This window comes from Yoonia sp. SDW83-1, from assembly GCF_046762885.1.
In the GTDB taxonomy this organism is placed as follows: domain Bacteria; phylum Pseudomonadota; class Alphaproteobacteria; order Rhodobacterales; family Rhodobacteraceae; genus Yoonia.
The window spans coordinates 197,006-214,969 of the sequence record NZ_JBKQXO010000008.1 but is presented as its reverse complement, the minus strand read 5'-3'; the positions used below and the strand labels follow the sequence as shown (position 1 = coordinate 214,969).

The following is a 17,964-nucleotide window of genomic DNA, read 5'->3' as shown; positions in this document are numbered from 1 at the left end:
ACGCCCGCCTTAGATCGGGTGATACATACCGCAGCCGCGGCCAAGGGAAAAGACCAGCATGACAGACAATGCCATAGAAATTTCAGGCCTGAAAAAGACCTACGCCGCCACCGGCCGCAGCCCGGCCAAGGAGGCGTTGAAAGGCATTGACCTGAACATCCCGCGCGGATCCATCTTTGGCCTGCTTGGGCCTAACGGGGCGGGCAAATCAACGCTGATCAACATTCTGGCCGGACTGGTCGTCAAATCCGCCGGATCGGTGAAAATCTGGGGGTTCGATCAGGACAAGAACCCACGCCAGTCACGGGCTGCCATCGGGATCATGCCGCAGGAGCCGCATCTGGATCCGTTCTTTACCCCCGCTGGATCGCTGGACGTGCAGGCGGGGCTTTACGGCGTGCCCAAGGCCCAGCGCAAGACAGCCGAAATCCTCGACCTGATCGGACTGACCGACAAGGCCGACGCCTATGCGCGATCACTCTCCGGGGGCATGCGGCGCAGGCTCTTGCTGGGCAAGGCACTAGTCCATTCGCCACAAATCCTCGTGCTCGACGAACCGACCGCCGGGGTCGATATCGAGTTGCGCAACATGCTCTGGCAGAACGTGCGCAAGCTGAATGATGAAGGGATGACGATCATCCTGACCACCCATTACCTGGAAGAGGCCGAAGCGATGTGCGACGACATCGCCATCATCAACCACGGCAAACTGATCATCCGCGACAGCACTGCCAACCTGCTGGGACGGCTGGACAGCAAGACACTGGTGATCACGCCGGAAACCGCCTGCGACCTGCCCCCCTTGCCGGATACGATCACCGGGCAGGCGCTGGCCGATGGCACAATGACATTCACCTATCACAGCAGCCACACGCCCGCCGATGTCATCCTCAACATCGTCCGCGAGGCCGGGGTCACCATCAAGGATGTCAAAACGCAGCAGGCCGACCTCGAAGATGTCTTTTTGTCACTGACATCGGCCAAGGGCTGATCTTCTTTCTTCCCGAAATACTCCCGCCGGAGGCGTGATCAAAATTCCGGAATTTTGATCAATCCTGCAACATCCGGCCCAGCTGTCGGCCACCGATGATATGCATGTGATAATGCGGCACATCCTGCACCCCGTGGGTGCGGGTATTGCTGATGGCCCGGAAGCCATGATCCACATTCGTCAACCGGCACACCTCGGCCACCGCCTGCATGAACCCGGCCTGTTCGGCAGGTGACGCATCGCGGGCGAAATGATCCAGGCTGACATAAGGACCCTTGGGGATGATCAGCACATGCACCGGTGCCTGCGGCTGAATATCGTGAAAGGCCAGCGCGTGATCGTTTTCGTACACCGTCTTGTTCGGGATTTCACCGCGCAGGATCTTGGCAAAGATATTCTGATCGTCATAGGCGTAGTCCATCGGGATCCTCAATCAACAAAAAGATAGGGGGTTTCAGCCAGCGTGCGGGCTGTATCGGCATTCACACTCAGAAACTGGGCCAGGGCCGCGGCATTTTCATCCGTGCTGGCGCGTTCGCGTATGCGGGTCGTGTTGGGAAAATTCGCATCACGGATCGCATCCCGCTGATAAATCATGTCATGGCGGATCGTGGGCAGCAGGCGGGCCATCGTCTCATCACTGGTTTCCTGCCCGGCCAGACCGATCCGTCTGGCATGACCGGCCAGATAGCCATCATCAAAACTGCATTCGATTTCCAGCAGCCGGGTAATCGACCGGTCCGAAAAGAAATCACGCATCAGATCGATATTGGCCGTATCCAGACAGATCACCAGCCGGTCGCTTTCGTAATGATCAAACAGCAGACGCATCAAGGCGCGGCGGTGACGCGCGCGTTTTTCCAGCGTGTTTTCGATCCCGCCCAGATCAGGCAGCGGCGTGTCATCTTCGTTGAACAGATATTCCATGGCCGGCACATTCGTATGATGACGGATCGCGGCAACCAGCCGTTTCGCCACATGCCACTTCTTGCACACCACAATCAGCAATTCGCGGTCACGGCCAAGCGACGCACCATCTTCCCAGAACCGCGGGGCATAGCGGCGCCCGATCCGGCCCCGCCCGGTCAGAAAGGCAAACAGGTTGCGGCCTTCATTGGAAATCACGAAATCCTTCTGATCGCTGGCATAAAGCTGGCCTAGCCGGTCGCGCAGTTCCTGCGCCTCGCCACTGATCTTGCGGGCGAACAGCGCATCCTGCCCCAGGAGCAAGTGGTAATGGTCATTATAAAACGTCACCGGCATCCCATAATCGGTAAACATCAGGAATGTCAGGGTGCGGTTTTCAATCTCACGCCCCGGAACAAGATGACGGGTCAGGGTCTGGAAAAACGTCTCATCCGGGATCCAGGTGGTGCGAAAGAACCGCATCACATCGCGGCGAGACGCGGCAAACTCAAGGATCATCTCGATCGTGCGGCGGCGCAGACACCACCATTGGCTGCCGATCATCATCTGCAGATCGTCCGGCACACTGCGGGTGATGCGGAACTGGCGCTGCAACTCGAAACTTTTGTAAAACAACCATTTCTGGGTACGTTCATTGAACAGATGGCGATAGATCAGCCGCTCTTCCTTGAAGCCGGTCTTGATCCAATTGCTGTCGAAATAATCATAGCTTTCGATGAAATCGCTATCGTGGTCGTCCAGAAACCGATGCGTATACTCGGCGGATTTGATTGCCATGCAATCGCCGGACACCATGTAGAAATGGCTGGCGCGGGGAAAGGCATCCACCGCAGCCTCGACCGCGTGCAGGGTGGCTTGCACAAGGCTCCATTCACCCCAACCGCATTTCACTCGTTTCCTCGCAAAAACAACATTCGGATTGTCCGCCAGCGCCGTCTGGATCGTGGTGAAATCAGCCGACGACGATGAGGCATCGAAATGAATCGCGATATAATCACCAACGGCCGTCAACTGCTGGGCCTGCTGCACGATGGCTTCAGGGTTCTTATGGCAGAGAAGGATAAAGGCGATTCTGGCCATTGATCGTGGTTCTGTCCCGGTGGTTCATCGCGTTTTACCTGTCATAACGTGAAGACCCGTTGAATATACAGGGTTTCTTTGCTCTTTAGTGGCATGAAGGCCGAGCACAAGGTGGATCAAGATGGGTTTTCCCGGCACATGGATGACGACAAGCGAAAGCGTGGTGTACCGCGTGGTGCCCAAATGCGCCTGCTCAACCATTGGCCAGATCATGTATTACTCTGACCACGGCACATTTTTCGACGGCGATATTCACGACGCCAAATCGGGGATCCACAAATGGGCGCTGGAAGACAGCCAGAGCGCGATCAGCCAGAATGTCAAAGACCACAAAAGCTATGCGTTCACCTGTGTGCGCAACCCATACACCCGCATCCTGTCGTCCTTCTTTGACAAAATCTGCGGCATCCAGCGCAACGGCAAACGCTACCGGGGCAATCTTGTGCCCCTGCTGATCCAGAAATACGGGATCGAGGTCGGTGATCCTGATACCGGCTTCGAGTTCGACCAGATCAAAAGCTTCCGGCGCTTCCTTCTGTTCGCCCGCGACACGATCCGCTGGCGCCGCCCGATGGAACCCGACATTCACTGGTCGGCAATGTCCGGCCATATCAGCACGTTCATCGTGAATGGCGGGCGCTATGACAAGATTTTCTGGACGGAAAAGTTCAACGACGGAATGCAGGATGTCCTGAACGGCATCGAAACAGCGCATCCCATCACCCTGTCCGATATTCCCCGTTTCAACGAAAGCGAAGGGCACGGCCCCAAACGCGCTCACCCGGTTGAGGATTACTTCGACGATCTATCGATGCATCTGGTCTATGAAATCTACAAGAAGGATTTCCAGATCTTCAAATACGATTTCGAAAACCCCGCCAACAAGATGCCCATTGGCGAGATTGACCTGGACGAGGTGCACGCGAAACTGGGCCAGTAGTTGCGGCTTTGCCGCCACGAAAAGGGGGCTGTCTGCCCCCTCGGCCTACGGCCTCACCCCCGAGGATATTTATGCTCGGAAGAAGAGCAGATTTACCGAAAATTAGCAGAGTCCACTTCTTATCGTCATACGGTACAGGCAGGGATGCCGATGGCCGCCGACGAAGAAGCCGCTGTTGTGCCTTCGAGTGACAACAGCGGTGGATTCCCTCTTCTTCCGAGCGTAAATATCCCCGCCGGAGGCTTGAAAGTTTGTCGCGTCCGCCTCGACAGCCGCCAAGCCTGCATTAAGTACCTGAGCGCGTAGCTGGAGGGAGAAAACCGGGGTGACTGTCGTTCTGATTCTGGGCAGTGGCCCCAACGTGGTGAATTGCCGATCCTGGCCCAAGGCGCCCTTTGACCGCATCGTGGCGATCAACAATGCCTGGGCGGTTCGCCCGGATTGGGATGATCTGATCCATCCCGATGATTTCCCGCCGGAACGTCAGCCCGCTGATCTGGCCGCCCATCAAAGTATCATCCGCGCCTCGGACTACGTCCCATTGCAAAATGACTATGGCGGCTTTGTCTATGCGGGCGGCACCATGGCCTTTACCGCATCCTACTGGGCGTTGGCAGCGCTCAAGCCGACGGTCATCGCCCTGCTGGGCTGCGATATGGTTTATGCGCAAACGTCCAACACCCATTTCTACGGCACTGGCACTGCCGACCCGCTGCGCGAGGATGTCACCCTGCGGTCGCTTGAGGCGAAATCAGCCCGGCTGATGGTCATGGCCGCCCGGCAGGGATGTGCCATGGTCAACCTGTCAATGGACCAAAGCCGGCTGGTTTTTCCCCGCAGCACGCCGGACGCGGCAGCCAGCGCTTTGCCATTGGCCTATGACAACGGCGTCGCACGGGCCGCCCTGACCGAGGAGGAACGTCTGGGCTATTACGTACCCTCCGGCAAATACTGGAAAGAAGAGGACAGGTTCGACCCTGCCGCCATCGACGCGCTCGACGCGCTCTGGCTCAGATCAGTCCCTGCGCCGCAAACATCGCCTTGAGGTCGGCCTTGGGGCGCGGGCCGACATGGCCGATCACCTCAGCCGCCGCTGTCACACCCATCCGTCCGCAAATCTCTAGCGACTGGCCTGTGGCATAGCCATAGAGGAACCCGGCGGCAAACTGGTCACCCGCACCGGTCGCATCGACCGGCACGACCTTTTTCACCGGCACCTCGACCCGTTCATCACCGCGCCGCAGTAGCACCGGGTCACCAGAACAGGTGCAGACCACCGTTTCGCAATGGCCAATCGCCTGATCCAAGGCGGCGTTGAGGTCATCGGTCTGATAAAGCGTTGTCCATTCATCGATATTACCAATCACGAAATCCATCTCTTCGGCAATCAGCCGCTGGAAATCGGCGCGATGCCTGTCCGCGCAAAAGGGATCGCTGAGCGTAATGCCTGATTTGCCGCCAACAGTTTTCATCTGCTGTGCGGCCTCGGCAAAGGCCGTTTTGCCGTCGGGCTTGTCGAACAAATACCCTTCCAGAAACAGGATTTTGCCGCCCGCGAACATATCATGCGGCACGTCGCCCTGCCCCAGATCGGCCCCTGCCCCCAGATAGGTATTCATCGACCGTTCGCCGTCAGGTGAGACAAAGATCATCGACCGCGATGTCGGTGCATCCGCCGCTGGTGCTGGCGGGTTGGGAAAGGCCGTACCCGCATCTTCCATGCCCTTGGCATAGAACCGGCCCAACGCGTCATCCTTGACCTTGCCGATGAACGCCGTCGACAGGCCAAGGCTGCCCAGTCCCGCAATCGTATTGGCCACCGATCCGCCCGGTGTTTCGGTCCGGTCGCGCATCGCGGCATAAAGCACCTCGGCCCGGTCCCGTTCGACCAGCTGCATGATCCCTTTCTCGATCCCCATATGATCAAGAAACGTATCCTCTGCATGGCTGATCACATCGACAATCGCGTTGCCGATACCAATCACATCGTAATTGCTCATAAATTCTTGTCCTCGAATTGACATAAGTCGCGGATCAGGCACGCCGCGCATTTGGGTTTGCGCGCCACACAGACATAGCGCCCGTGCAATATCATCCAATGGTGTGCATGAAGTTGATAATCGGCGGGAATATGATCCTCGATGGCCCGTTCCACCGCGTTCACATCCTTGCCCACGGCCACGCCGCTGCGATTTCCGAACCGAAAGATATGGGTATCGACCGCCTGCGCGGGCTGTTTCCACCACATATTCAGCACCACATTGGCCGTCTTGCGGCCCACGCCCGGCAGCGATTGCAGGGCAGCGCGTGAATTGGGGACCTCGCCATCATAGTCATCGACCAGAATCTGGCTCATCTTGATGACGTTCTTGGCCTTTTGACGAAACAGCCCGATGGTCTTGATATGCTCAGTCAGGCCTTCAATCCCCAGATCCAGCATCTTTTGCGGCGTATCGGCGATCTGGAACAGCTTGCGCGTGGCCTTGTTCACCCCTGCATCGGTGGCCTGCGCCGACAGGGCAACGGCCACCACCAGCGTATAGACATTCACATGCTCCAGCTCGCCCTTGGGCTCAGGCTCGGCATAGTGGAACCGTTCAAAGATCTCGCGGATCGTGTGATAATCAAGCTGTTTAGGCATTCCGCCCCATATGCCTGCAGGGACCGGGACGAGCAAGCAAAAGATGCGCAATTTCCGGGTCGCAAGACGCGGGCCACATCCCTAGTTTGGACAGTATGGAACAGACAGACACATATCATTATCAGGTCATGCGCCGCGCCATCGAAGCCATCGATGCGGCGGGCGACCAGCCCCTGTCACTGGCCGATCTGGCATCGGACATGAACATGAGCCCGGCCCATTTCCAGCGACTCTTTTCCACATGGGTCGGCGTATCGCCCAAGCGCTATCAGCAGTACCTGACGCTGGCGCACGCGAAATCCCTGCTCAAGGAACGGTTCACAACGCTGGAAACCGCCCATGCGGTGGGCCTGTCCGGGTCGGGCCGCCTGCACGACCTTTTTGTGCGGTGGGAGGCGATGAGCCCCGGCGACTACGCCCGGGACGGGGCCGACCTGACAATCTATTGGGGCTGGTTTGAAAGCCCATTCGGGCCTGCGCTGGTCATGGGCACCGACCGCGGAATTTGCGGGCTGGCCTTTGCCGCTGAAGCAGGGCCGGAACCGGCCATGGCCGATCTTAAATCGCGCTGGCCCAAAGCCAAATTCGTCGAAGACCCCACGTTCCTGCGGCCATGGGCGACAGCCGCCCTCGGCATGACCGGAGAAACCAAGCTGCATATGATCGGCGCCCCCTTTCAGTTGAAAGTGTGGGAGGCATTGCTGGCGATCCCATCGGGACATGTCACCACCTATTCCGAGATTGCCCAATCCATCGGCAATCCAAAGGCGGTGCGCGCCGTCGGCACAGCGGTAGGGCGCAACCCGGTCAGCTGGCTGATTCCCTGTCACAGAGCACTGCGCAAATCGGGTGGTCTGGGTGGATATCACTGGGGATTGCCAGTCAAGCGCGCCATGCTGGCCTGGGAATCCGCGCGGGCAGATGTTTCAGCCGCGTGATCACAAACCGGCAAAATCCGGCCAATTGCGTCTGCGTTATTGGATATCATCTGAAAGATGGGCATAAGCTCACATATTCACCCGCGCTTTTCAGCGCACCCATTCAGATGGAACAAAGACAATGATGTTTTCAAAACTCCCACTCGTATTTGCCGCCTCAGCGATGACGCTGGTCGCCGCATGTGATCCAACAGGTCCAAACGCCAACCAGAACACGCAGCAAGGCGCAGCAATTGGCGCACTTGGCGGTGCTGTTGTCGGCGCGTTGGCCAATAACGATGGCACCGTCCGCGAACGCAACCAATCCGCCCTGATCGGGGCCGCGCTTGGTGCAGGTGTGGGTGCTGCCGTGGGCAACAACCTTGACCGCCAGGCAGAAGAACTGCGCCGCCAGTTGCGCAATGATGTGGGCGTGTCCAACAACGGCCGCAACCTTGTGGTTGTCCTGTCTCAGGATCTGCTGTTCGCCACCAACAGCACTTCAGTTTCGGCCGTCTCGCAACGCGAATTGCGGATCGTTGCCAACTCTCTGAACAAATATCCCAACACGACCGTCAACGTGATCGGCCACACCGACAACACCGGTTCGGCTGAGTTCAACCAAGATCTGTCGCAGCGCCGCGCGCAGGCTGTGTCCGCCGTGCTGCTGAACGGTGGTGTTTCCGCCACGCGCATCCGATCGCTTGGCGCTGGTGAAAACCAACCCGTTGCGTCCAACCTCAATGCAGCCGGTCGTCAGCAGAACCGCCGGGTTGAGATCATCATCACACCGAACTGATCCGGCCTCGCAGGATTACGAAGGGGTCGCCAATGGCGGCCCCTTTTTTGTTGTGAAACCTCCGCAATCGGTCATATAATCTGACCAATAGCAGGGGTATGCAGATGCCGTTCGAACCCGTTCTTCAGGAAAAACTATCCCATGGCGTCATCCGCCAGATCGAAGGATTGATCCTGCGTGGTATTCTGCGCCCCGGCGAACGCCTGCCATCGGAACGCGAGCTGAGCGAACGGATGGGCGTATCGCGGCCTTCCCTGCGTGAGGCGCTGGCGGATCTTCAGGATCGCGGCCTGTTATCATCGAAGGCCGGTGCAGGGGTCTATGTGGCAGACGTTCTGGGATCGGCTTTTGCCCCTGCCTTGATCAAGCTGTTTGCCACCCATGACGAGGCGGTGTTTGACTACCTCAGTTTCCGCCGCGACATGGAAGGTTTGGCGGCAGAACGCGCGGCCCGGCTGGCCAGCGATACTGACCTCAAGGTCATCGACACGATCTTTCAAAAGATGGAAACCGCGCATCAAAAGCGCAATCCGGCGGACGAGGCGAACCTGGACGCTGACTTCCACCTGTCCATCATCGAGGCGAGCCACAACATCATCATGCTGCACATGATGCGGTCAATGTATGAATTGCTGCGCGAAGGCGTGTTCTACAACCGGTCCATCATGTTCAAACAACGGACGACACGGGACACATTGCTGGACCAGCACCGGGCCATCAACACCGCCCTGCAGGCGCGCGACCCACACGCCGCCCGGGGCGCGATCGAGGCGCATCTGGATTTTGTGGAAACCGCCCTGTCAGATCAGCAAAAGGCCGATCGGAACGAGGTGTTCGCCCAGAAACGCTATGAACACGAAGCACGGCGCTAACTATTCTGCATCACTTCGCGCCATAGCCAAAGGCTGATCACCGCCTGAAACAGCAGGCCCAGAAACGCAAAAGGCTGGAACCCCCCCAGCACATCGGTGGAAAACAGCACCAGATCCCACAACCAGTGCCAGATGATCAGCGGCCAAAGGTTGCCGATCTTCAGCGCAATCGGGGCCAGAAAGAACCCGACCAGAAATGTGAACGCCAGCTGTTGGACCGTGTTCTCAAACGGTTGTCCGGCCAGCACATTCACTGCATGCATCAGCGCGAACAAAGCGGCGCTAAGCACCATGGCCTGCACCACCGAGAGCCGGGTCAGCGCCCCACGCAACAGGATACCGCGAAACATCACCTCTTCGGAAAATCCGATCATGAATGTGGTCAGGGTCAACCAGCCCAGCAAAGACCACTCTACTGCGGTCAGGCTGCCGTCCATCAGCTTGGGCACCTGCACCAGTAACATCGCGCCCAAAACCATATAAGCAGGCAGCATCCACACCGTGGCGCGCCAGTTGATTCGTCCAAAACCGACCCCCGACCAGCCAAAATAGCGGATGATGTAGTACAGGACGATCCCGCAAAGGATCAGTTCGACCACCCAGAAATGGCTGACCATCAGCGCCGTGCCATAGGGTTCTGCCCGGATCACATAGACATAGATCATGCCAAGCGCCACAACCGCGATATAGATGGCGGTTGCCTGCAATCCGATCTTCAGGCTTGGCATGCGGCGCTCCCCGGCAAAGCCCCCGACAGCACCGTCCTCGGGCGCCACGGCACTGTCAACGAAAAAGCCCGAACGCTTACGCAGCGTCCGGGCCTGATCATGAACATGGGGTGGGGGAAACCCACGCGGCTTAGTGCAGCTTCTCAGCCACTGTCGCGATGGCGTCGTCAATCAGCGCCCCGGCTGATTTCGCGTCCATCTGCTTGGCCATGACATCCTTGGCGGCACCCACGGCAACCACGATGGCTTCATCGCGGACCGCTTTGATAGCACCAGCCTGCGCACTGGCAATCTGCTCCTCTGCGGCAGCCAGACGGCGGGTGATTGACTTGGCGATATCATCCTTGGCGGTGGCAGCGGCGTTGGTCGCCTCTTCCTTGGCAGAGGCTACGATACGGTTCGCCTGCTCCTGCACCTCCTTTTGCTTGCGCTCGTAAGATGCCAGCAGAGACTGGGCTTCTTCGCGCAGGGCCTTAGCCTGATCCAGCTCGGCCTTGATCCCTTCGGCACGCTTGTCCAGCATACCGCCGACCAGGGCAGGAACCTTGTAGTACAGCAGGATCCCGATAAAGATAAGGAACGCGATCGATACGACAAAGTCGGTATTCGACAGCGAAAAGAACGGGCCTTTGGCTGCGAAGGCTGGCGTCGCGCTCAGGGCGAATAGCGATGTGATCATCAAACGCATGATTTACCCTTTCATCCGTGCATTCACGGCGGCGGTGATCGTCTTGGCATCGGCAGAACCACCCATGACGGCGACCAGTTCCTTGGCGGTGTCCTTGGCCACTTCGGCTACGCTTTTGACAGCACCGTCGCGAATTTCTGCAATCGCCTTTTCGCTTTCGGCCGTCTTGGCTGCGATTTCGGCATCTGCCTTCTGAAGTTCGACATCAAGCTCGGCCTGAATTTCGGCTTTTGCCTCCGCCACGATCTTCTGGGCTTCGGCGCGCGCATCGACAAGGGCTTTTTCATAGGCCGCTTCGGCCTCTGCCGCTTTGTTCTTCAGCTCTTCGGCTGCAGCGATGTCGTTGGTGATCGTGCCTGACCGCTCTGCCAGAACCGCACCGATGCGGGGCAATGCGATACGTGACATCACGAAATAAATCGCTGCCAGCGTGATGATCAGCCAGAAAATCTGGTTGGGCATCCAATCCGCACAAAGCTGCGGCATGCCAAGGGCGCTGCCCCCTGCATCAACGCAAACACCTGCGGCTTCTGTTGTTTCTGTTGCCATGATTGGCCCCCGAATACCTTGAAAGTTTATCTGGTGGTCACAAAAGCGACCACCAGACCGTAAGGATATGGGTGTGTTCTTAAACGGCGAACATCAGCAGAAGCGACACGAGGAACGCAAAGATCCCCAGGGCTTCGGCAAAGGCCAGACCGATGAACAGTGTTGCTGTTTGACCAGCAGCAGCAGATGGGTTGCGCAGGGCGCCTGCCAGGTAGTTACCAGCCACGGTGCCAACACCGATAGCAGCGGCACCAGAACCGATTGCAGCCAGACCAGCGCCGATATGTGCGAGTTCGCCTTCCATGTGAATTCTCCTTACGATTGGAAGTTGAGATGTAGGGTGGGGTTCGACCCCACCAACATTAGTGATGAGGGTGCAATGCGTCTTTCAGATAGACACATGTCAGAATAGTGAAAACATAAGCCTGAATACCGGCCACAAGGACCTCCAGACCGTAGATGGCGACAATGCCAAAGATCGCGACCGGGCTGACCAGCGTCAGGGCAGCAAAGCCTGCAAACACCTTCAGAACAGCGTGACCCGCCATAATGTTACCGGCCAGACGAATGGAATGGCTGACAGGGCGGACAAAGTAGGAAATCACTTCGATCACCGCGATGATGGGGCGCAGGATTGCCGGGGCGTCCGACATCCAGAACAGGCTCAGGAACGATGCGCCATTCTTCACGAAGCCAAGGATCGTCACGCAGATGAAAACGCCGAAACCCAGAACCGCCGTAACCGCAATCATCGATGTCGGGCTATAAGACATCGGGATCAAGGCGAGGTAGTTGGCAAACAGGATGAACAGGAACAGCGTCATGATATAGGGGAAGTATTTGACCCCATCCTTGCCGGTCACATCCTCTACCATCTTGTAAATAAAGCCATAAATCAGCTCACCGATGGATTGGATACGGCTTGGCACGATGGCGCGCCCACGGCTGCCCAGAACGAAAACCCCGACGATCGCCAACAAGGAAATGCCCATCCAGATTGTCACATTGGTGACGGTGTACCACTGCACAGGACCGTCGCCGAAAAACGGTTTGACGATAAACTGGTCCAGCGGATGGAAAACCAGACCACCTTCGGCTTTGTCTTCAGTCGCCACGTGCGTCACCCTCTTCGTTCGCAGACTTTTGCTGCTTCATCTGCACCTCTTTGGCGGATCGCATCATGGTCAGAACACCGGCTGCGAGGCCAAAGAATATAAACAGCACCAAAAAAATCGGCATGGTCCCAAACAGGGTATCCAGCCCGTATCCGATGCCAAAGCCAATCGCGAGACCGGCCACAAGCTCTATCACCATCCGCCAGGCCAACTGTGCCTGAGAATAATGTTCTTCCGCGTGGTCCTTGACCGTTTCCGGCTCTTTGAGCTGCGCAATCTTCGCCTCTAGCGCCTTGAGGCGGTCAGCGTCGTCGCGTTCAGACATTGGTCCCAAACCCTTCGAAAGGTTGTGCACGGTCTAGGGTGGGGGTGCGGTAGAGTCAAGCGGGTGCAGATACTGATTAACCTTCTGTTTTTGTGGTGAATTTCCGGAGCGATAATACTTGGATCGCGCCCTTTGGATGGCATTTGATATTCAACCGAATGGTTGACGTTTTGCCTAGATACCCCTTAATCGCGGTCATGGCCCAACCGCTCGACATCATCTTTTCGGCCCTTGCCGACCCGACCCGCCGCGCGATCCTTGCCATGCTGCTAGAGGATGACATGGCCGTCACCGATGTGGCGGAACCGTTTGCGATGTCACTCGCGGCAATATCCAAGCATCTGGGGGTTCTGACGGCGGCCGGCCTGATTTCACAGGAAAAGCGTGGCCGGGTAAAATGGTGCAAATTGGAACCCGACGCGCTGCGCGAAGCGTCGGTCTGGATGCAGGCGTTTGGACAGATGGAAGCGATTGATCTGGACGCGTTCGAGGCGTTTCTGGAGCGCGAGCTAGACTGACCCCGCGCAACGCACGGTGGGGTGTGCAACAGGCACCGCGCGGTCGAAATCGATTCGACCAGTTAACAAAGGCGTTCTGGCCAAAATGAGCGGTCGGCAACCCGTCGGATTTGCGTCGGCAAAGCGTCGGACCCCTTGCGCCTTTTTGGGTGGTTTAACCGGGCGCACGGTGCAAATGTAAACGCGGCATTAACCATTGGAGCCGCCCTTGCTGATCGTCCTGAACGGATATCCCGGCGTCGGAAAACTGACCATCGGACGGGCGCTGGCTGACAGGCTGGGCGGGCGGCTTTTGGATATTCACAGCGTTTACAACGTGGCCTTTGCCCTGACAGAATTCCGGTCACCCGATTTCTATTATGCCACCAATGCGGTCGAGGATCTGGCGGATGAATTGATCCGCAGGCTGCCGGTCACGGTGCCGCTGGTTTTCACAACTGTCCTGACCGAAAATGCGGCACGCGGCGCAGAGGCCGACATGGCCCGGTTCGCCCGTCGGGCCCAAGGCCGCGGGCCATTACGAATGGTGCATCTGCACTGCGATCTGGAAGAGAACAAGCGCCGCATCATGTCGGAGGGACGGGACAGCCTGCGCAAGCCGCGCGACCCTGCCATGGTCGAGCGCAATCACAACGGGGCCGCCTTGCTCAGCGGGTGCGACCTTCCGCATCTGTTGAATCTGGATGTGACAGATTTGTCGGCAGAGGCTGCCGCCGCAAAGATCGCAAGCTGGGTTGAGGGCTAGGCAGCACTGACAAAATTGTGCCCAGTGGTGTTATAGTCAGACGGCTGGTTTGAGCCCCTTTGACCGATGCTGCGCGGTGCTCGAAGGGCGGCTATTGCGTCGTTTTTGAAATCGAATTGGCTTAGCTTTAGTGGAAACTGGAATACTGCTGTCAGGAGAGAGCCATTTGAACCAGAGCCTCATACCACAAAGTCTCAAAGAGATAAGTCAAAGCTGGTTGGAGCGCGTGCTGCATGATGGTTTGCAACTGCCTGCGTTCGAGCTTCAGCCAATTGATGCGAATAATAGCAGCACTGCCCGTTTGAACTTCGCGGATGATCCGCCAACTGAACGCGTTCCGCGCACTTGCATTTTCAAGCTATGCCCACCCGGTCACACGTTTTTGGGGGCGTCCGAAGTTCACTACTACAATCGCGATTATCTGGGGCTCGCCGATGCTCCGATCCCGCAGTGTTATCACGCTCTCTGGAACAATCTCGCGACGTCGCAAAGTATCGGTCAAGGCTACGTTTTGTTTCTGGAAGACTTGGGAAATGACTATAACGATCACAAGCTGATCAAACCGGATGCAGAACACGCAGCCGCCCTTGGCCGTGCACTGGGAAAACTACATGCGCACCATTGGGGCCTTCACGCAGATCCTGAGGGGTCGCATGATCTGGCGTCTGATTTCGCGCGCTTTATTACACATGTTTCCAAAGGCTTAGAGCCAATATTTGATGAATTGGGAGATACGCTAGACGCATCATCACGCGCGAGATTGATCAAGGTATTCGACGCCGACGGGGGCCGCATGTTGCAACGCGCGGTGGCCGGCAACGGGCTTACGCTTGTCCATGGGGATCCAAACCCTACCAACGTCTTAACCAGCACATCACGGATCAAAGGTCGTCCGCCGCTCTACTTAATCGACCGCCAACCCTTCGAATGGTCCTTGCGGCTTTGGCTCGGTGCATCCGATCTCGTTTATGCTGCCGTGCCCTTTTGGCGTGAAGAAGATAGGAGGTCGCTTCAGAAATCGCTGCTTTTGAATTATCACCAAGAGCTTTTGGCAAATGGCGTGCTGACCTATTCATTGGCCGACTTGCAAGAGGACTGGCGAATTTGTGCCTGTATCGCCGCATTTACTGCGATTGAATGGGGCAGCGACCCCAGTTCAATCAAAGAAATGAAGTGGTTGTGGGAGGCTCAACTTCGAAGAGCTTTGATCTTACTTGAAGATTGCGATGCAGGTGCCGACTTGTTTTGATAATCTCAGTAAGGCTTAACAGCGGACCTCCATTCACGGATCACGAATGTCGGCTAAGTCCCGCATCACAGACCATCCAGAAACCACTACTCTCGCAACAACATCACCAGCGCCACCACCGTCAGGACCAGCCCGGCCAGCACCAGTGCGGGCGGTGCCGTGCCGCCCAGTGCGAGATCCCAGATGATGACCCAGCTTGGCGTCAGGTATGTGTAGGCCATCACCTTGGAGCTTGGCAGTCGCAGGGTGGCAAATTGCAGCAGGGTGAACGTGGCCGCACTGGCAAAGATCGCGGTGTAGCCGATCGTCACCCAGACGATAGGCGGCAAGCCTGTCCAGTCTGTCGCCCGGATGTCGCCCCATCCCCATGCCGTCAGCATCACCGCCCCGGCCAGCAAGGTGCCGAAGGTGAAGACCACTGCGGGCTCTCCCCGGTTCAGTTTGCGCACCAGCGGCGTATAGACCGCGTGGGCCATGCAGCCCCAGAAATAGATGACTTCACCCTGCCCGACCTCGAACCGCAGGATCGCCTGAATATCCGCCCGGAAAATCACCCAGAGCGCGCCCAGCGCCCCGATGGTCAACGCCAACGCCATGCGCAGGGTCAGAACCTGCCGCAGAAGGATATAGCCGAACCCGGCTGACAGGATCGGCGTCAGGGTGAACACCGCCGCCGCACTGACCGGGGCTGCGGTTTTCAGCCCTTCGAACATCAGCACGAAATAGGTGGCAAAGAACCCCGCCAGCACCACATAGCGCCAAGGGGCCGCAGCCGCACTGCGCGGCAGCCCTGTCGTGGCCAGCGCCGCGACCCCGATGATCACCACGGCAATCCAGAACCGCACTGCGTTCAGTGCTGTCGGACTGATCTGGTTGGCCGCCAGCGCCCCCAGCGCAAAGGATCCCGCCACAAGAAGCGAGAACAGCAGCATGGCCAGATGGCCCGCACGGGCCGGGGCCATCAGGTTTCCATGCTTTTCATGCGGGCCTTGAGGAATTTCAGGAAGGCCTGCACCTTGGTCGTCCGGTGCAGATCCACATGGGTCACCAGCCAGAGTGGGGCCGCCCATTCCTCTTGCTGGGGGATCACCTCGGTCAGGTCGGGATGCCGCGCCAGTTCCTGGGCCAAAACAAAGCCGACCCCTGCCCCGGCCAGAATCGCATCCAGCATGTTGCGGTTATCAGTGGCGCGATAGGTAAACCTATCATCCGACACCATCCCGCGCAGCCAGCGGGCAAAGGGGGCCCGGCTGTTATCATTGTCGTGGACCACGAAATGATGGTTCTTGAAATCGTCGATCCCGTCAGGCAGCCCGTGCCGCGCCACATAGGCGTCAGAGGCGACCAGCGCCATCTGCTGGTGCATGAAAGGCTGAACCACATTGTCCGGTTCTTCCGGCATTGTTCCGGCCCGGATCGCCACATGCGCCTCTCCATATTCCAGCCGGAACACCCGGTCGCCAGTCCGGTAGCGGATCCGCACCTCGGGGTGTTCGGCCTGAAAATCGACCAGGATCGGCGTCAGCATACGCGATGCCATGCCAAGGGAAGTGACCACCAGATCGCCTGATACCCCTTCGCCCTGCCCTTTGATCCGGCCTGCCAGCTGGGTGAACTGATCATCGGTGGCCTGCGCCACCTGCAACAGGTCCTGGCCGGCCTCGGTGGCGGTGTAACCCCGTGCGTGCCGCTGGAATAGTTTGACCCCCAGCCGCTGTTCCAGCGCATCGATATGGCGGATCACGGTGGCGTGGTGGACCCCCAATTGCTCGGCCGCGCCGCTGACGGTGCCTTTGCGCGCGACCTGAAAGGCGGTCCTGATTTCATCCCAATTGTCCATTTGCGTATCCTGTGCGCTGGCAAACATGTGATGTTAGAAATCAGGCATTTCGTTCGTGAGCACAAGAAGTAAATAAAGGATCACAGAGTATTTACACGCTCAAGGAGCATTCGATGACCCAGACTATCCTGCATATCAACGCCTCTGGCACCACTGACGGTTCGGTGTCCCGCGCCGCCACGGCCCAGCTGATTGCCGACATGAACCCGGCCACGGTGATGACGCGCGATCTGGCCGCAACCCCGCTGCCGCAGGTGGACGGCACATGGATCACTGCGCGCCTCGTGCCTGAAGAAGACCGCACCGATGCCGACCGCGCGGCCCTGGCCCTGTCGGACGCGTTGATTGCTGAATTGAAGGCCGCTGACACCGTTGTCATCGGGATGCCGATGTATAATTTCGGCATGCCCGCCGCCCTGAAAGCCTGGATTGATCTGATCGCGCGTCCAAAAGTCACCTTTGCCTATTCCGAGGATGGTCCGGTTGGCCTGCTGGAGGGGAAAAGGGCGGTGGTCGCCGTTGCCTCCGGCGGCGTGCCGGTGGACAGCCCCGTGGATTTCGCCACCCCGCATCTGCGGCAGGTGCTGCGGTTCATCGGGATCGAGGATATCACCGTGCATGTGGCCAAGGATGTGATTGCAGCGCAGGCCGCCTAAGGTTTGCGCCACTCCGTCATCATCAGATAAGGCATGTTCTGGTAGGCCGCGATCCGGTCTGCAGGGCCGGTGGCGGGTCGCTCAAGCCGGACAGGATTGAATGATCCAAACCGTGAGACCTAACGGCAACAGGATAGTCAACGCATGCAAAGCGTTGATCGCAAGAGTTCAGTCAAACTTTTTCATGCCGACCGCCGCCAAGATAGCATCCTTAAGGCCAAAGCGATTGTGGCGGGACACAATGTAAGTCAGCAGGATCACCATTGGCCAAAAAACCAAATGAACCCAAACAAAGTCTTCACTGCACGGCAAAAAAGAAACCTCCTGCTCTGAACACTTCTACAGAATTCGTCATCAAAGCGTGGCGCGCAAGGCTTTTCAGTT

22 protein-coding genes are annotated in these 17,964 nt (G+C 57.9%); 10 read left to right on the top strand and 12 right to left on the bottom strand.

Annotation, left to right across the window (positions count from 1 at the left end; genetic code table 11):
* Positions 1 to 58: 58 nt before the first annotated feature.
* Positions 59 to 991 carry an ABC transporter ATP-binding protein gene (locus ACFWW4_RS12565; RefSeq protein WP_411891166.1) on the top strand — a complete coding sequence of 311 codons (933 nt, stop codon included), beginning with the start codon at positions 59 to 61 and terminating at the stop codon, positions 989 to 991.
* Between the two features lie 58 nt (positions 992 to 1,049).
* Here ACFWW4_RS12565 and ACFWW4_RS12560 read toward each other — a convergent pair whose 3' ends face one another.
* A complete protein-coding gene (locus ACFWW4_RS12560; RefSeq protein WP_411891165.1) occupies positions 1,050 to 1,412 on the bottom strand; it encodes an HIT domain-containing protein in 363 nt (120 codons plus the stop codon).
* An 8-nt stretch (positions 1,413 to 1,420) separates the two neighbouring features.
* A complete protein-coding gene (locus tag ACFWW4_RS12555) occupies positions 1,421 to 2,998 on the bottom strand; it encodes a DUF5928 domain-containing protein (protein WP_411891164.1) in 1,578 nt (525 codons plus the stop codon).
* 121 nt (positions 2,999 to 3,119) lie between these two features.
* Between ACFWW4_RS12555 and ACFWW4_RS12550 the strand changes: the two genes are divergently transcribed.
* Together ACFWW4_RS12550 and ACFWW4_RS12545 are read left to right on the top strand one after the other, a co-directional pair.
* The gene (locus tag ACFWW4_RS12550; protein WP_411891163.1) at positions 3,120 to 3,938 is read left to right on the top strand and encodes a sulfotransferase family protein; all 819 of its coding nucleotides are present in this window, start codon (positions 3,120 to 3,122) and stop codon (positions 3,936 to 3,938) included.
* 325 nt (positions 3,939 to 4,263) lie between these two features.
* A complete protein-coding gene (locus tag ACFWW4_RS12545; protein WP_411891162.1) occupies positions 4,264 to 4,983 on the top strand; it encodes a hypothetical protein in 720 nt (239 codons plus the stop codon).
* Here ACFWW4_RS12545 and ACFWW4_RS12540 read toward each other — a convergent pair.
* Together ACFWW4_RS12540 and nth are read right to left on the bottom strand one after the other, a co-directional pair.
* Positions 4,949 to 5,938 carry an adenosine kinase gene (locus tag ACFWW4_RS12540; RefSeq protein WP_411891161.1) on the bottom strand — a complete coding sequence of 330 codons (990 nt, stop codon included), beginning with the start codon at positions 5,936 to 5,938 and terminating at the stop codon, positions 4,949 to 4,951. The genes ACFWW4_RS12545 and ACFWW4_RS12540 overlap by 35 nt on opposite strands.
* The gene (nth, locus tag ACFWW4_RS12535) at positions 5,935 to 6,579 is read right to left on the bottom strand and encodes an endonuclease III (protein ID WP_411891160.1); all 645 of its coding nucleotides are present in this window, start codon (positions 6,577 to 6,579) and stop codon (positions 5,935 to 5,937) included. The genes ACFWW4_RS12540 and nth overlap by 4 nt, the downstream gene beginning before the upstream one ends.
* A gap of 95 nt (positions 6,580 to 6,674) precedes the next feature.
* Here nth and ACFWW4_RS12530 point away from each other — a divergent pair, with 95 nt between their 5' ends.
* From ACFWW4_RS12530 to ACFWW4_RS12520, 3 genes are all read left to right on the top strand, one after another.
* Positions 6,675 to 7,517 carry a bifunctional helix-turn-helix domain-containing protein/methylated-DNA--[protein]-cysteine S-methyltransferase gene (locus ACFWW4_RS12530; RefSeq protein WP_411891159.1) on the top strand — a complete coding sequence of 281 codons (843 nt, stop codon included), beginning with the start codon at positions 6,675 to 6,677 and terminating at the stop codon, positions 7,515 to 7,517.
* A 121-nt stretch (positions 7,518 to 7,638) separates the two neighbouring features.
* A complete protein-coding gene (locus ACFWW4_RS12525) occupies positions 7,639 to 8,295 on the top strand; it encodes an OmpA family protein (protein ID WP_393931787.1) in 657 nt (218 codons plus the stop codon).
* A gap of 104 nt (positions 8,296 to 8,399) precedes the next feature.
* Positions 8,400 to 9,167, top strand: a complete 768-nt coding sequence (locus tag ACFWW4_RS12520; RefSeq protein WP_411891158.1) for a FadR/GntR family transcriptional regulator — start codon at positions 8,400 to 8,402, stop codon at positions 9,165 to 9,167.
* Here ACFWW4_RS12520 and ACFWW4_RS12515 read toward each other — a convergent pair.
* The 6 genes from ACFWW4_RS12515 to ACFWW4_RS12490 all read right to left on the bottom strand — a co-directional run bounded on the left by ACFWW4_RS12515 (position 9,164) and on the right by ACFWW4_RS12490 (position 12,572).
* Positions 9,164 to 9,895, bottom strand: coding sequence for a CPBP family intramembrane glutamic endopeptidase (locus ACFWW4_RS12515; protein WP_411891157.1), 732 nt, complete (start codon positions 9,893 to 9,895; stop codon positions 9,164 to 9,166). The two genes, ACFWW4_RS12520 and ACFWW4_RS12515, sit on opposite strands and share 4 nt — an antisense overlap.
* A 130-nt stretch (positions 9,896 to 10,025) precedes the next feature.
* On the bottom strand, positions 10,026 to 10,583 hold the full coding sequence (locus ACFWW4_RS12510; RefSeq protein WP_411891156.1) for a F0F1 ATP synthase subunit B: 558 nt from the start codon (positions 10,581 to 10,583) through the stop codon (positions 10,026 to 10,028).
* Positions 10,584 to 10,586: 3 nt separating this feature from the next.
* Complete coding sequence (locus tag ACFWW4_RS12505; protein WP_411891155.1) at positions 10,587 to 11,132, bottom strand: F0F1 ATP synthase subunit B'; 546 nt, start codon at positions 11,130 to 11,132, stop codon at positions 10,587 to 10,589.
* A gap of 79 nt (positions 11,133 to 11,211) precedes the next feature.
* Positions 11,212 to 11,436: a F0F1 ATP synthase subunit C gene (locus ACFWW4_RS12500; RefSeq protein ID WP_008233394.1), complete on the bottom strand. Its 225-nt coding sequence runs from the start codon at positions 11,434 to 11,436 to the stop codon at positions 11,212 to 11,214.
* 58 nt (positions 11,437 to 11,494) lie between these two features.
* Positions 11,495 to 12,247: a F0F1 ATP synthase subunit A gene (locus ACFWW4_RS12495; protein WP_393931775.1), complete on the bottom strand. Its 753-nt coding sequence runs from the start codon at positions 12,245 to 12,247 to the stop codon at positions 11,495 to 11,497.
* Positions 12,237 to 12,572 carry an AtpZ/AtpI family protein gene (locus tag ACFWW4_RS12490; protein ID WP_411891154.1) on the bottom strand — a complete coding sequence of 112 codons (336 nt, stop codon included), beginning with the start codon at positions 12,570 to 12,572 and terminating at the stop codon, positions 12,237 to 12,239. Before ACFWW4_RS12490 ends, ACFWW4_RS12495 begins: the two co-directional genes overlap by 11 nt.
* Positions 12,573 to 12,769: 197 nt before the next feature.
* On the opposite strand from ACFWW4_RS12490, the gene ACFWW4_RS12485 reads away from it, so the two are divergent.
* From ACFWW4_RS12485 to ACFWW4_RS12475, 3 genes are all read left to right on the top strand, one after another.
* A complete protein-coding gene (locus tag ACFWW4_RS12485) occupies positions 12,770 to 13,090 on the top strand; it encodes an ArsR/SmtB family transcription factor (RefSeq protein ID WP_411891186.1) in 321 nt (106 codons plus the stop codon).
* A 208-nt stretch (positions 13,091 to 13,298) separates the two neighbouring features.
* Positions 13,299 to 13,835: an AAA family ATPase gene (locus ACFWW4_RS12480; protein WP_411891153.1), complete on the top strand. Its 537-nt coding sequence runs from the start codon at positions 13,299 to 13,301 to the stop codon at positions 13,833 to 13,835.
* A gap of 166 nt (positions 13,836 to 14,001) precedes the next feature.
* Positions 14,002 to 15,084 (top strand): phosphotransferase, encoded by a 1,083-nt coding sequence (locus tag ACFWW4_RS12475; protein WP_411891152.1) that lies wholly within the window; start codon positions 14,002 to 14,004, stop codon positions 15,082 to 15,084.
* An 86-nt stretch (positions 15,085 to 15,170) separates the two neighbouring features.
* Here ACFWW4_RS12475 and ACFWW4_RS12470 read toward each other — a convergent pair whose 3' ends face one another.
* Both ACFWW4_RS12470 and ACFWW4_RS12465 read right to left on the bottom strand, forming a co-directional pair.
* Positions 15,171 to 16,046, bottom strand: coding sequence for a DMT family transporter (locus ACFWW4_RS12470; protein WP_411891151.1), 876 nt, complete (start codon positions 16,044 to 16,046; stop codon positions 15,171 to 15,173).
* Positions 16,046 to 16,924: a LysR family transcriptional regulator gene (locus ACFWW4_RS12465; RefSeq protein WP_393931872.1), complete on the bottom strand. Its 879-nt coding sequence runs from the start codon at positions 16,922 to 16,924 to the stop codon at positions 16,046 to 16,048. The genes ACFWW4_RS12470 and ACFWW4_RS12465 overlap by 1 nt, the downstream gene beginning before the upstream one ends.
* A 113-nt stretch (positions 16,925 to 17,037) precedes the next feature.
* Here ACFWW4_RS12465 and ACFWW4_RS12460 point away from each other — a divergent pair, with 113 nt between their 5' ends.
* Positions 17,038 to 17,580, top strand: coding sequence for an FMN-dependent NADH-azoreductase (locus ACFWW4_RS12460; protein ID WP_411891150.1), 543 nt, complete (start codon positions 17,038 to 17,040; stop codon positions 17,578 to 17,580).
* Positions 17,581 to 17,964 lie beyond the last annotated feature (384 nt).

Bases quoted from the DNA above. Each gene is read 5' to 3' on its own strand.
- ACFWW4_RS12515 (WP_411891157.1), bottom strand. From the start codon at position 9,895: ATGCCAAGCCTGAAGATCGGATTGCAGGCAACCGCCATCTATATCGCG.
- ACFWW4_RS12500 (WP_008233394.1), bottom strand. From the start codon at position 11,436: ATGGAAGGCGAACTCGCACATATCGGCGCTGGTCTGGCTGCAATCGGT.
- ACFWW4_RS12485 (WP_411891186.1), top strand. From the start codon at position 12,770: ATGGCCCAACCGCTCGACATCATCTTTTCGGCCCTTGCCGACCCGACC.
- ACFWW4_RS12565 (WP_411891166.1), top strand. From the start codon at position 59: ATGACAGACAATGCCATAGAAATTTCAGGCCTGAAAAAGACCTACGCC.
- ACFWW4_RS12530 (WP_411891159.1), top strand. From the start codon at position 6,675: ATGGAACAGACAGACACATATCATTATCAGGTCATGCGCCGCGCCATC.
- ACFWW4_RS12465 (WP_393931872.1), bottom strand. From the start codon at position 16,924: ATGGACAATTGGGATGAAATCAGGACCGCCTTTCAGGTCGCGCGCAAA.
- ACFWW4_RS12460 (WP_411891150.1), top strand. From the start codon at position 17,038: ATGACCCAGACTATCCTGCATATCAACGCCTCTGGCACCACTGACGGT.
- ACFWW4_RS12490 (WP_411891154.1), bottom strand. From the start codon at position 12,572: ATGTCTGAACGCGACGACGCTGACCGCCTCAAGGCGCTAGAGGCGAAG.
- ACFWW4_RS12550 (WP_411891163.1), top strand. From the start codon at position 3,120: ATGGGTTTTCCCGGCACATGGATGACGACAAGCGAAAGCGTGGTGTAC.
- nth (WP_411891160.1), bottom strand. From the start codon at position 6,579: ATGCCTAAACAGCTTGATTATCACACGATCCGCGAGATCTTTGAACGG.
- ACFWW4_RS12520 (WP_411891158.1), top strand. From the start codon at position 8,400: ATGCCGTTCGAACCCGTTCTTCAGGAAAAACTATCCCATGGCGTCATC.
- ACFWW4_RS12540 (WP_411891161.1), bottom strand. From the start codon at position 5,938: ATGAGCAATTACGATGTGATTGGTATCGGCAACGCGATTGTCGATGTG.
- ACFWW4_RS12470 (WP_411891151.1), bottom strand. From the start codon at position 16,046: ATGGCCCCGGCCCGTGCGGGCCATCTGGCCATGCTGCTGTTCTCGCTT.
- ACFWW4_RS12560 (WP_411891165.1), bottom strand. From the start codon at position 1,412: ATGGACTACGCCTATGACGATCAGAATATCTTTGCCAAGATCCTGCGC.
- ACFWW4_RS12555 (WP_411891164.1), bottom strand. From the start codon at position 2,998: ATGGCCAGAATCGCCTTTATCCTTCTCTGCCATAAGAACCCTGAAGCC.
- ACFWW4_RS12505 (WP_411891155.1), bottom strand. From the start codon at position 11,132: ATGGCAACAGAAACAACAGAAGCCGCAGGTGTTTGCGTTGATGCAGGG.
- ACFWW4_RS12510 (WP_411891156.1), bottom strand. From the start codon at position 10,583: ATGCGTTTGATGATCACATCGCTATTCGCCCTGAGCGCGACGCCAGCC.
- ACFWW4_RS12525 (WP_393931787.1), top strand. From the start codon at position 7,639: ATGATGTTTTCAAAACTCCCACTCGTATTTGCCGCCTCAGCGATGACG.